Consider the following 12,340-nt stretch of genomic DNA (forward strand, 5'->3'; position numbering starts at 1 on the left):
ATCGAACACAACTTGTTAACGGAGTGAAAACCACGTGAGTGAAATTAATACAAACCAATCGTTTGTCGCTGATGGCTCGCAGCAAAATAAAAACTATCTGCTACCACTGACGGCAATGACAACCCTGTTCTTTTTATGGGGCTTTATCACAGTTCTTAATGATGTGTTGATCCCACGCCTAAAAGGGGTGTTCGACTTAACTTATACAGAAGCGATGCTGGTTCAGTTTTGCTTTTTTGGTGCTTATTTTATTGTGTCATTACCTGCGGGTATGTTGGTGAAAAAGCTTGGTTATAAAAATGGCGTACTAACAGGCCTTGTGGTGGCATCAATTGGCTGTATGTTATTTTACCCAGCAGTCGTTGTGCATGAATACTGGTTATTTTTAGGTGCATTATTTGTTTTAGCCTCGGGTATTACGGTATTACAAGTGTCAGCTAACCCTTATGTTGTTGCGCTGGGTCCAGAAAAAACCGCATCATCACGTTTAAACTTAGCACAAGCACTTAACTCACTAGGTACCACTGTTGGCCCTTATGTAGGGGGGATTTTATTTTTCGGTACAGCAGGCACGTTAGCTGCGAATGCTGCAACAGCTGAGTCTGTTAAAGTCCCTTATCTGATGTTAGCTGCAGCGCTTTTAACGATTGCAGTGGTATTTGCATTTTTTAAGTTACCAGTGATTTCTGAGCATTCAGAAGAGCAAGACTGCAAAGCCAAAAGTCACAGCCTTAAAGAAGCGCCACATTTAATAATGGGTGTTGTGGGGATTTTTTGTTATGTGGGTGCTGAGGTATCAATTGGTAGCTTCTTAGTCAATTATTTTGGTGAAGCACACATTGCAGGCCTTGAAGAACATGCAGCAGCAAGCTTGATTGCTTACTACTGGGGTGGTGCAATGGTAGGTCGTTTTATTGGCTCTGCGGTACTACAAAAAGTGGCACCTTCAAAAGCATTATTTTTTAATGCAATGATGGTAATTGTATTATTGCTCGTGACTATTTTCACAGAAGGTGATGTGGCACTTTACTCTGTACTGGCAATTGGTTTATTTAACTCAATTATGTTCCCAACAATCTTCTCAGTTGCAATCGAAAGCTTGGGTTCACTGACTAGTAAAGGTTCGGGTTGGTTATGTTTAGCCATCGTTGGTGGTGCACTTGTACCATTAGTACAGGGTGTTGTTGCCGACACTGTGAGTATTCAACAGAGCTTCTTCGTTCCTGTAGTGTGCTACGCATTTATTGCTTGGTATGGACTAAACGTGGTTCGCTTAGCGGATAGCTGGAAAAAGCGAATTGCATAGTCACTTTTAATGATGGAAACCCCGCACAATGTTGCGGGGTTTTTTATGCCTAATGAACACTGGACAAGTAAATTTACATGATATAACTGTTTAATGAATACGTATTCAAGGTGCAAATATTGCATTGGCCGTAGGAACGTTCCAATTTTTAATTTAAACATATTTCATTTATTAACTTTAGAAGCAAAGCTGCCTGCCGTTAACAAAGTAATTGATTTATATAGAAAGCGTTTACTTTAAATTGGGACGTTTTTACTGTTTTAGCCTAAATTTATAAGACAAAGTGGTTTTAATTTGTTAAAAATAAACAGCTAACAACGAAAAAAATAACAAATAGGTTTGTCATGCAAAGCACTCTTAAATTTACCACCAAGGTAACTGTGGCAGCATCACTGGTTTTAGTGATAGTGCTCGGTTTATTCACCATTAACAATTTCATCTCTATGCGTAGCCAAACGCAGGAGCAGCTTTCGCTCGTTCTTCAAGAGATTTCTCAATCGGTATCGCAAAATATAGCAAATTGGCTAAACGCGAAGCTGGCTATTGTTTCATCTGTTGCCGAAACCTATCAGTTAGGAGACAGTAAAAGCCTAACACTGACACAGCTAAACACAGCGGATAAAGCAGGCGATTTTAAAAACACCTACATTGGCATTACCGATGGCACCTTTGTTTTGAATGACCAATCAGTTGTATTACCACCTGATTACGATGCCACGACTCGCCCGTGGTACAAGCTTGTTGAAAACAAAACAAACACCGCATTTACTGCACCTTATATTGATGTAACCACTAACGAGCTAACTATTTCTGCTGTAGCACCAATGCAAGCAAACGGCGTATTTAGTGGTGTTGCAGGTGCCGATATCGATATGAAAACCATTACAAAGATCGTTAACGAAATTGACTTTTTAGGGTTTGGCTATGGCTTTTTGCTCGACAGTGAAGGGCGCATATTAAGCCACCCAGACACAAAGTTTAATGATAAGAACATGCGCGATTTGTTTGGTAAAAGCCTGTCTTTACAATCTGAGTTTGTTGAAGTGCAAGTTGGTGGTTTAGAAAAACTCGTGTCGTTCACTAAAATAAAAGGAATTCAAAACGTTGACTGGTATTTAGGTGTGGTGATCAACGAAGAAATTGCTTACTCATCGGTGGCCTCATTTAGAAACATGGCGGCCATTTATATGTTAATCGGTATCGCCGCCATTGTGCTAATGATGCAGTTTTTACTTCGTTATTTAATGCGCCCGATGCAGCGTTTAAACGATGCCATTAAAGACATTGCTCAAGGTGAAGGGGACTTGACCCGCCGCCTTGAAGTTGAAAACAATGATGAGTTTGGTGAACTAAGTCACTACTTTAATGCTTTTATTGAAAAAATTCATGGCTCTATCGAGCAGGTTAAAAACACCACAGTAGAGTTAGAGCGCTTGGTAGAGAGCTTGGTTAATCAAACCCAAGGCACATTAGCTATGTACGCAGATCAAACTAAACGTACTGATAACGTGGCAACCGCAATTAACGAGCTTACTTCAAGTGCAGTGGAAATATCCAACAGTGCAAGTCATGCATCAACACTTGCTACAAGTGCTAATAACCAATCGCTTCAAAGTCAGGCTGCACTGGCAGATAACCTCGCTGCGATTAATGCACTGTCACGCAATATGGAACAAGCACAAAAAACAATCAACAGCCTAGATGCACATACCGTAAGCATTGGTCAGATCCTTGAAGTGATTAAAGGGGTGAGTGAGCAAACTAATTTACTGGCACTAAATGCTGCAATTGAAGCTGCCAGGGCTGGTGAAGCAGGGCGAGGCTTTGCTGTTGTGGCAGATGAAGTGCGTCAGTTAGCACATCGTACACAACAATCGACGCAAGAAATTGAAGAGATGATTTCGCAGCTTCAGCAGGGTTCTGCCTCGGCAGTAGAAGTAATGACTGCGAGTATAAAAGACAGTGAAAAAAGTGTGGCACAAGCCAATGTTGCGGGCGAAAAAATGTCTGAAGTAACTCATGCTATAGAGTCAATAGATGAAGTAAATCATAGTGTTGCTAACGCTACGACGGAACAAAATCATGTTATAAAGAGCCTCGATAGTGATATTCACTCAATTAGTGAGTTGTCTAACCAAGGTCAAAACAACTTAAATAACACCTTGAATGAGTGCACTAAACTCAAAGCACAGTTTTATGAGCTAGAAAAGCTCGTGTTAACCTTTAAAGTTTAATTAACAACGGAATTATACTGTATTGGACCAAAATTGGCTTACAGCCGTAACCACAAAAACCGTTGACACGGCGGATAAACAACGCCGTGCCTTTACCTTGTTTACAATGGCATTTTTTGCACTTGTATTGATTACATCGTTAGTCATTTCTAATTTCCATATTTATGAAATGCCACTAACTGTGATGTTAATTGTTAGTGATATAACAATCGTGCTTTGTTTGTTGTATTACTTTAAAACAGGCAACCTAATGACAATTGCCTGTATTATTATGTCGATCGTTTTACTTTTGTGTATTTCTCTTATCTACACTGGAGGAAAAGAGAATACAGCTCTTTATTGGGTTATGTTTTACCCTGTGGTTTCTTATGTCACATTGGGGTTGATGTTTGGCAGTGCATTAATGGCTGTGATGTATATCAGTACTTTATTAATGCTATTTGGCCCCAACTTTGGGCAAGTGCAGTATGGCGATGTTGAAGTTTCTCGTTTTTTGGCCTCATTTTCGCTGGTTATTTTATTTTCTGCGATAAGTGAATACTTTAGAAAAAAGAGCCATCAAAAAATTGCAGATATTACATTGATAGAGAAGCGAGATGCATTAACCGATCCCCTAACTGGCCTTGCCAATCGGCGTTATATTTATGAACACATTCAGCCAAGGCTTGATACAGAAGCGAACAGTTATTTACCTATGTCTGTGTTATTAATCGACCTAGACAACTTTAAAGTGCTCAATGACACCTATGGCCATGACTTTGGCGACCAGGTTTTAATTGCCTTTACCTCCATGCTTCACGATAAACTACGTGGCACAGATATAAAAGCACGCTATGGCGGTGAAGAATTTATGATTCTATTACCAAAAGCAAGTTTGAAAACAGCCCATGGTGTTGCTGAAAAACTACGTGAATACGTATCAAATAAGCAAATAGCTTATGATGTTGGCCAGTCTATTTCTATTACTTGCAGTATTGGTATTGCAAACCTTGAACATGGTAGCCAATTTAGTAAAGCGATAAAGCAAGCTGATGATAATTTGTATAAAGCCAAAGCAAAAGGGCGTAATGTGGTGGTGTCTGATTTCCATGAGGTGAGCTAAATGGCAAAGCTGATTTATGTATATGACCCAATGTGCAGTTGGTGCTGGGGTTATAGAGAGACCTGGTTAAAACTGAAAGAAGCCCTAGGGGATAAACTCGCTATTGAATATAAAGTGGGTGGTCTTGCGCCTGATTCTGATGAACCAATGCCTGAAGATATGCAGCAATTTTTACAGCAAACATGGCAACGTATAGAACAGCAGCTTGGTACTAAGTTTAATCATAACTTTTGGTTGAATACTCAACCACGCCGCTCAACTTACCCTGCATGCCGTGCTGTGCTTGTTGCAAGGCAATACAACAAAGAGCTTGAGATGCTCTACGCAATTCAAAAAGCCTACTACCTAAATGCACAAAACCCATCTGACATAAGCACGCTTGCCAATCTAGCCGAGCAAATTGGTTTAGCAAAAAACACCTTTATTACAGAAATTCAAAGTGAAAAAATTAATACTTTACTAATGAATGAAATAAACGAGGTTAGGAGCTTGCCTGTCCAAGGTTTTCCGTCTTTAGTTATTGAAAATAAGGGAAATTACTATGCTGTGCCTGTTAATTATCAAGACTGGCAAAGCACTTACCAGCAAATAACATCTCATATTTAGTTCCCGAAACCCTGCAACTTTTGCCTTATCTTTGCGCAATATAAACGAATTGTTACAGCTGTCATATTTTTGTATTTTTTGCGCAACATGCTTGTCATTTTTCATCGTTATCCTTTCGCACATTAAAACAAACCCACTAGCAAATTAAGCTAACTTAACGAGTAAAGGTGTATGCGATGAAAGGCGTTAAACCACTGATTTTAGCAGGTATTGTAGCGGCATCTGCAACAGTACATGCAAACGATCTAGATAAAGTAATTGATAAAAGCAGCGAAATAAACAACTCTGCCGCGCAATCACAAACAAAAATCGACAAGATTGCAGATTCAATGCAAGGTCGTTTACAACAATTCAAAGCCCTTAATAAAGAAATTGACGGCTTAACTGTTTATAACGCGCAGCTAACTAAGCAATTAAACAACCAAATTGCAGAAATGGACGCGTTAAACGAGTCAATGGATCAGGTATCAGTTATTGAGCGTCAAATTACGCCGTTAATGATGCGCATGATCACAGGTCTTGAGCAATTTGTTGCACTCGACGTGCCTTTCTTAACTGAAGAACGTAGCAAGCGTATTGCATCATTAAAAGAAATGATGGACCGCGCAGACATCACTTCAAGTGAAAAATTCCGCCGCTTACTTGAAGCTTACCAAGTAGAAGTTGATTACGGTCGCACTATCGAAGCGTACACATCATTACTTAATGTAGATGGCCAAGAGCGCGAAGTAGATTTCTTACGCATCGGTCGTTTAGAACTTATTTATTTAACACGCGACGGCAAAAAAGCAGGTAGCTGGGACACACAAACAAAATCGTTTGTTGAATTACCAGATTCTGCAATCAGCCAAATCAATAAAGGTTTACGCATTGCTCGTAAGCAACTTGCCCCAGATATGTTAACACTGCCAGTCCACGCTGCTGAATAAGAGGTTTGAGATGAAATTATTAACGAAAATGACAAAAATGGCCGTGTTTGCAGCTGGCCTTGGATTTGCTGGTAGCAGCCTAGCGGCTGAGCCAATGGATTTAGACTCATTACTAAAAACATTAGAGCAAGGTAAAGCACAGCAAAGCGTTGAGAATAAACAACGTGAACAAGCGTTCATGGCGCGTCAAAACGAACAAGTACAAATGCTTAAAGATACCCAAGCAAAGCGTACTGCAATGCTTAACGAGTCTGAACGTTTAGAAACGCAGTTTGAAGAAAACGAAGTAAAGCTAGCCAACTTAACCGAAACACTTTCAAACCGCATGGGCTCACTTAAAGAGCTATTCGGTGTGTTACAACAAGTAGCGGGCGATTCAAGCAACAAATTCATGACGTCAGTTGTTTCTGCTGAGCTTCCTGGTCGTAGTAACTTCATGGATGAGCTGGCACAAAAAATGGGTTCAACGTCAAAGCTTGCTTCTATCGATGATATCGAAAGAGTATGGTTTGAATTACAACGCGAAATGACTGAGCAAGGTAAAGTATCTCGCTTTACAACAGATGTTATCGTTGAAGGTGGCAGCAAAGCACAGAAAGAAGTGGTGCGTGTTGGTGCATTTAACTTAATCGCTGATGGTAAATACCTAGAGTACACACCGGCTACAAATACAATTAGCCAGCTTACACGTCAGCCTAGCAGTCGCTACACAGCAACTGCGACTGACTTACAACAAGCGAATTCAGGTGTTGTACCGTTTGCACTTGACCCTACAGGTGGTTCAATTTTAGGTCTTTTAGTACAAGCACCAGATACTGAAGAGCAAGTTCACCAAGGTGGTACGGTTGGTTACATCATCTTAGGTGTTGGCTTAATCGCTTTACTAATCGCACTTGAGCGTTTTGTATCTCTGATGATTATGGGTAGCAAAATCCGTCGTCAGCTTAAAGACACAGTGGCACGTGATGACAACCCACTAGGTCGCGTAATGAAAGTGAAAGATCAGTACCCAGATGTAGCGTATGACACGCTTGAACTTAAATTAAGCGAAGCAATCATTCGTGAAATGCCAAAAATTACTCGTAACCTGACGCTAATCAAGATTATCTCTGTGGTAGCACCGCTACTGGGTCTACTAGGTACAGTAACCGGTATGATTAACACCTTCCAAGCAATTACTTTGTTCGGTACAGGTGACCCTAAACTAATGGCGGGTGGTATTTCTCAGGCACTTGTAACAACGGTACTTGGTCTGGTTGTGGCTATCCCTACAGTATTCTTATACACACTTCTTAACACGCGCTCTAAAAACATGCTGTTGATTTTACAAGAGCAAAGCGCAGGTATTATCGCAGAGCGAAGCGAGAAAGGAGCATAAATCATGGTGCTATTGATTGATGCAATCAATGCTCTACGTGATTTCCTCGACACAGGTGGCCAAGTTCTCTTGGTCATCGGGGTGCTCATCTTCGCGATGTGGTTATTGATACTTGAGCGTTTTATGTATTTTTTTGGTGGCTTTAAACGCTATAAGAAAGACGTAAAAAGCACTTGGAGCAATAGAGCAGAGCGTAACAGCTGGAACGCAGAGCAAATTCGTCAAGCGATGATTTCACGCGCTGGCATGCAACTAAATAATAACCTTGCGCTAATCAACGTAATGGTTGCGTTATGTCCACTTTTAGGTCTGTTAGGTACCGTAACCGGCATGATCGAAGTATTTGATGTAATGGCAATCACAGGCACAGGCAGTGCACGTTCGATGGCATCAGGGGTGTCTAAAGCCACTATCCCAACAATGGCCGGCATGGTGGGTGCACTTTCAGGGGTATTCGCCTCAACGTTTTTACAACGTCGTGCAAAACGCGAAGTGCAATTACTTGAAGACAACATGGTCTTAGACCACTAAACGAATTTTAGGGTGATGTGAGCATCACCCACTAGGAGACTAACAATGAGAGCGCCACTAGGTAACTTATTTCAAGAAGACGATGCAGAAGAAATCAACATGACGCCAATGCTAGACGTTGTTTTCATCATGCTTATCTTCTTTATCGTAACAGCATCTTTTGTAAAAGAAGCCGGTATTGATGTAAACCGTCCTGAAGCGGCAACAGCAGTTAAAAAAGAGCGTGCCAACATCTTAGTTGCTATTTCTGACAAAGGTGAAATTTGGATCAACAAACGCCAAGTCGATGTTCGTGCAGTTCAAGCAAATATCGAGCGCTTAAAAGCTGAAAACCCACAAGGTAGCGTGGTTATTCAAGCAGATAAGAAAGCCACAACCGATGTACTTATTAAAGTAATGGATGCATCGCGAGCTGCAGGCGCATTTGATGTGTCGATTGCTGCGCAAGAAGCATCATAAGGAATGTGAGCGATGCGTTATATAGTTGCATTAATCATCGCTGGTATCGTGACTGTCATGCTGTTTTTAGGCATGCAGGCACTGATCACCGGTGGTGAAGGGGCCATGTCTGAGCCCGTAAAAGGAAACGTACTTGATTTTGTTCGTCTGAAAAAAGAAGAGACAGTGCAAAAGAAAGAACGTAAACCGCAAAAGCCACCAACGCCAAAAGAGCCACCTCCGCCAATGGAATCACCGCAAATGCAAAACAGTGATCCTAACGCGAGTAATGCGAACTTTGACTTTGGTGCCAGTGTTGAAGCCGACGTTAACTTAGCCGGTGGCTTAGCCCTTGAATCAAGCGACGGTGAATACCTACCGATTGTAAAAGTAGCGCCTGTTTATCCGCGCCGAGCTTTATCGCGTGGTATCGAAGGTTATGTGATTGTTGAGTTTACAGTAACTAAACAAGGCACAGTACGTGACCCGAAAGTAGTGAAAGCTGAACCTGAGTCACTGTTTGACCGCGCTGCGATGGATGCAGCACTTAAATTTAAATATAAACCGCGCGTTGTTAACGGTGAAGCTGTTGAAGTAGCGGGCGTACAGAACAAAATTTCTTTCCAAATTAACGGTTAGAAAAGAGGAATGCGATTATGAAACCTTTAAAAGTTGCCGTGATTTGCGCGGCTGCTTTCACTAGCAGCCTAGTATTACCAAGCATTGTTAGCATGTTACCAGGTGTCACACTGGCAACAGCTTACGCTGAGGAGCAAAAAACCAAACGCGTACCTGCACTGCGCGAAAAAGTGTATAGCCAATTAGCACGAGCACAAAAGCTGGCTGATGATGGTGATGCAAAAGCAGGGTTAGCAGCCCTTGATAGTATTCAAGAGCGCTCTTCAAGCATGAACTCGTATGAAATTGCCATGATGCATAATTTCTACGGTTTTATTTACTACAACGAAAACGACCTTGATAAAGCAATTGCCTCGTTTGAAAAAGTAGTAAACGAAGATGCAATTCCAGAAACATTACGTGTAAGCACCACCTTTAGCTTAGCGCAACTTGCCATGGCTAATAGCGATTACGAAAAGGTAATCAAATATTTAGCACAGTGGGATGTGATTAACGACAAACCTAAAACAGATGCTTATTACGTATTGAAATCTCAAGCGTATTATCAGCTTAAAGATTACCAAAAAGGCATTGAAAACATTAATCTTGCTATCGCAGAAGCTGACAGCAAAGGTGAAATGCCAAAAGAAAACTGGCTAATTTTACAACGTGCTATGTACTATTCACTTAATCAATCTGACAAAGTGGTCGAGGTACTTGAGCGCTTAGTGAAGCTTTACAATAAGCCAGAGTATTGGGTTCAATTAGGTGGTATGTACGGTGAAACAGGCGCAGAAAAAGAGCAGCTAGCGGTTTTAGAAGCGGCATATCAGCAAGGCTTTTTAACATCTAAATCTGATTTACGCCAATTATCGCAAGTGTATTTATACAATGGCCTTGCTTATAAAGCGGCGAGTGTAATGAGCAAAGCGATGCAAGATGGTATTGCCGAGCAGTCAGCAAAAAACTACGCATTCGTAGCCGAGGCTATGGTACAAGCAAAAGAGGCTGAAAAGTCGCTTACTTATTTTGCTAAGGCTGCTGATTTAGTAACGCACGGTCAGTACGAACAACGTATCGCAGAGGTGAGCATTAACCTTGAAAAATACGAAGAAGCAGCGGATGCAGCGCGTAAAGCACTTGATAAAGGCGGCTTAGAGTTTGAATCCAATGTGTATGTAGCTCTAGGTATGGCGCAATATAACTTACAAAACTTTGATGCCTCGATTTTAGCGTTCGAGCAAGCGGAAAAACACAAAAAATCACAGCGTTTAGCCGAGCAATGGATCAAGTATGTGAAGCGTGAAAAAGTGCACGCCGAAACACTACGTACCGCTTTACTCTAAATCGAATTCAACAGGTAAGCGTACAAAAGAACTCATTTATAATCGCAACACCAAAGCTGCCTTCGGGCGGCTTTTTTCGGTTCCTCAATTTTACTTAACCCTCTAATTTTAAAGTCAATTACATTGTCATTTTATGTTTATGAAAATGTAACTCGCCTGTCACAAACTGTCAGTATCTTAAGTCTTAGTTTTTTTAAAGCTTAACAATAATCGAAATTCAACGGAGTACAATAATGAAACTATCTGACTTATTTAAGGTCAGCCTGCTTGCTTCTGCAGTAACACTGACAGCGTGTGGCGGCGATATCGAAATCACACCAACGGTAAATGACAACAGCACTAATACTGATAATAGTACTAATAACTCAAACAACAATACTGATAATGGTTCAAACGATGATTTTGAATGTGCTAGCTATGAGTCAGATGCTGGTACTGTTCAAGGTGTTTTCGATGGTAAAGATTGTACTTACAATGATTCTTTCGCAAGTAAATCAATAGAAATTACAAGTAATATCACATTCCAAGAAATCCCTGATGGCGGTGTTCATTTATTTGCTGATGCTTTATTAATTGGTCAAGATGGCGACACAACAAGTGGCTTTGAAGTGCCTCAAAATGGACCTACTTTAACAGTAGAGCCAGGTGCCACACTTGCTTTTCAGTCTGGAGAAGCAATAATCCGAATCGCCCGTGGCGCTAAAATTCAAGCGAACGGTACTGAATCTAAACCTATTACTTTCACATCTGCCAATGCGTTTGATCGTTTCGATAGCACAGGCAATGGCCCGCGTTACGCTGATTGGGGCGGTATCATCATCAACGGTAATGGTATTACTGACCAATGTACTGATGCAGAGCGCGCTGCAAGCACCTGTAATGTACCTTCTGAGGGTATCACAAGTTACTTTGGTGGTAATGATAACGCAGATTCAAGTGGTAGCATCAAGTGGGCTAAAATTTGGTACGCAGGTTCAGGCCCTAAAGTAGGTGGTGAAGGTGACGACCTTAACTCACTAACTCTTAACGCGGTAGGTTCAGGTTCTGCGTTTGATTATTTACATATTCACCAAGGCTTTGATGATGGTATCGAGTTCTTCGGTGGTGCTGCGACAATTAAACATATTGTTGTGACTGATACACAAGATGATTCATTTGACTTTGATGCAGGTTGGCAAGGTAAGGGTCAATTCCTCTTTATCAAACATGGCACTGTAACGCTTGCTGATGGCACAGTTGCAAACATGGGTAACAATGGGTTTGAGTCAGATGGTGTTAAAGGTGAGTCTTCTGCTGAAGTAGCACCAAGTAACCCTACGCTAGCGAACATCACGGTTATTACGACTGATGGAAAATCAGTACGTGATGATGACCCTTCACAAGCCTTTAAATTTGATGATGAATTTAATGCTAATATCTACAATGCATTGATATTTAAGAAAAATTCAGTGGATTCAAGCTGTATCGAATTTTCTTCTGATGGTGAAAAGCAAGCTGATAAAATTGCATTTAATAGTTCAGTTATGGCGTGTTCATCAAACTTCGCAGATACAGACACATTTGCAGGCGGCCCTTTAGCAGGTCAAACAAAAGCATCATGGTTTGAAAACAGCGCTAGCAATGAAATTTTAACTGATGATGTTGCAGTATTTGCTGATAATGAGTTTGCGACTAATACAGCCTCTACAGATGTAACTATCTCTGCGAATGACTTATCTATGCTTAACGATAGCTTTTTCGAAACGGTTGATTACATCGGTGCAGTATCTGATCAAGATACTAGCTCAAGCTGGTACAAATGGGTAGAAACTGCACTAGCAGCTGCTGCTCAAGACTAATACCTGCTCATTTA

11 protein-coding genes are annotated in these 12,340 nt (G+C 41.0%); all 11 read left to right on the top strand.

Annotated features, from left to right (window positions below; genetic code table 11):
* The first annotated feature begins 34 nt into the window (after window positions 1–34).
* The 11 genes from LY624_RS18390 to LY624_RS18440 all read left to right on the top strand — a co-directional run bounded on the left by LY624_RS18390 (window position 35) and on the right by LY624_RS18440 (window position 12,326).
* A complete protein-coding gene (locus LY624_RS18390; RefSeq protein ID WP_341804747.1) occupies window positions 35–1,306 on the top strand; it encodes a sugar MFS transporter in 1,272 nt (423 codons plus the stop codon).
* Between the two features lie 344 nt (window positions 1,307–1,650).
* On the top strand, window positions 1,651–3,540 hold the full coding sequence (locus LY624_RS18395; RefSeq protein ID WP_130152217.1) for a methyl-accepting chemotaxis protein: 1,890 nt from the start codon (window positions 1,651–1,653) through the stop codon (window positions 3,538–3,540).
* Window positions 3,541–3,562: 22 nt separating this feature from the next.
* Complete coding sequence (locus LY624_RS18400; RefSeq protein WP_130152216.1) at window positions 3,563–4,642, top strand: GGDEF domain-containing protein; 1,080 nt, start codon at window positions 3,563–3,565, stop codon at window positions 4,640–4,642.
* Window positions 4,643–5,248 (top strand): DsbA family protein, encoded by a 606-nt coding sequence (locus LY624_RS18405; RefSeq protein ID WP_341804748.1) that lies wholly within the window; start codon window positions 4,643–4,645, stop codon window positions 5,246–5,248.
* A 176-nt stretch (window positions 5,249–5,424) separates the two neighbouring features.
* Window positions 5,425–6,177, top strand: a complete 753-nt coding sequence (locus LY624_RS18410) for a DUF3450 domain-containing protein (protein ID WP_341804749.1) — start codon at window positions 5,425–5,427, stop codon at window positions 6,175–6,177.
* 10 nt (window positions 6,178–6,187) lie between these two features.
* The gene (locus tag LY624_RS18415; protein WP_341804750.1) at window positions 6,188–7,555 is read left to right on the top strand and encodes a MotA/TolQ/ExbB proton channel family protein; all 1,368 of its coding nucleotides are present in this window, start codon (window positions 6,188–6,190) and stop codon (window positions 7,553–7,555) included.
* A gap of 3 nt (window positions 7,556–7,558) precedes the next feature.
* Complete coding sequence (locus LY624_RS18420; protein WP_054552070.1) at window positions 7,559–8,086, top strand: MotA/TolQ/ExbB proton channel family protein; 528 nt, start codon at window positions 7,559–7,561, stop codon at window positions 8,084–8,086.
* 45 nt (window positions 8,087–8,131) lie between these two features.
* Window positions 8,132–8,545, top strand: coding sequence for an ExbD/TolR family protein (locus LY624_RS18425; RefSeq protein WP_036971869.1), 414 nt, complete (start codon window positions 8,132–8,134; stop codon window positions 8,543–8,545).
* Window positions 8,546–8,557: 12 nt separating this feature from the next.
* A complete protein-coding gene (locus LY624_RS18430; RefSeq protein ID WP_062568031.1) occupies window positions 8,558–9,163 on the top strand; it encodes an energy transducer TonB in 606 nt (201 codons plus the stop codon).
* A 17-nt stretch (window positions 9,164–9,180) separates the two neighbouring features.
* Entirely contained in the window at window positions 9,181–10,488 is a 1,308-nt protein-coding gene (locus tag LY624_RS18435; protein WP_341804751.1) for a tetratricopeptide repeat protein, read from the top strand.
* Window positions 10,489–10,721: 233 nt separating this feature from the next.
* Window positions 10,722–12,326, top strand: coding sequence for a hypothetical protein (locus LY624_RS18440; protein ID WP_341804752.1), 1,605 nt, complete (start codon window positions 10,722–10,724; stop codon window positions 12,324–12,326).
* Window positions 12,327–12,340: the final 14 nt, after the last annotated feature.

Origin of the sequence: Pseudoalteromonas sp. N1230-9 (assembly GCF_032716425.1) — a bacterium.
Taxonomy (GTDB): domain Bacteria; phylum Pseudomonadota; class Gammaproteobacteria; order Enterobacterales; family Alteromonadaceae; genus Pseudoalteromonas.

What these genes read in the sequence shown, in the direction of transcription:
- LY624_RS18410 (WP_341804749.1), top strand. Translation starts at nt 5,425, where the DNA reads ATGAAAGGCGTTAAACCACTGATTTTAGCAGGTATTGTAGCGGCATCT.
- LY624_RS18435 (WP_341804751.1), top strand. Translation starts at nt 9,181, where the DNA reads ATGAAACCTTTAAAAGTTGCCGTGATTTGCGCGGCTGCTTTCACTAGC.
- LY624_RS18420 (WP_054552070.1), top strand. Translation starts at nt 7,559, where the DNA reads ATGGTGCTATTGATTGATGCAATCAATGCTCTACGTGATTTCCTCGAC.
- LY624_RS18425 (WP_036971869.1), top strand. Translation starts at nt 8,132, where the DNA reads ATGAGAGCGCCACTAGGTAACTTATTTCAAGAAGACGATGCAGAAGAA.
- LY624_RS18395 (WP_130152217.1), top strand. Translation starts at nt 1,651, where the DNA reads ATGCAAAGCACTCTTAAATTTACCACCAAGGTAACTGTGGCAGCATCA.
- LY624_RS18430 (WP_062568031.1), top strand. Translation starts at nt 8,558, where the DNA reads ATGCGTTATATAGTTGCATTAATCATCGCTGGTATCGTGACTGTCATG.
- LY624_RS18440 (WP_341804752.1), top strand. Translation starts at nt 10,722, where the DNA reads ATGAAACTATCTGACTTATTTAAGGTCAGCCTGCTTGCTTCTGCAGTA.
- LY624_RS18405 (WP_341804748.1), top strand. Translation starts at nt 4,643, where the DNA reads ATGGCAAAGCTGATTTATGTATATGACCCAATGTGCAGTTGGTGCTGG.
- LY624_RS18415 (WP_341804750.1), top strand. Translation starts at nt 6,188, where the DNA reads ATGAAATTATTAACGAAAATGACAAAAATGGCCGTGTTTGCAGCTGGC.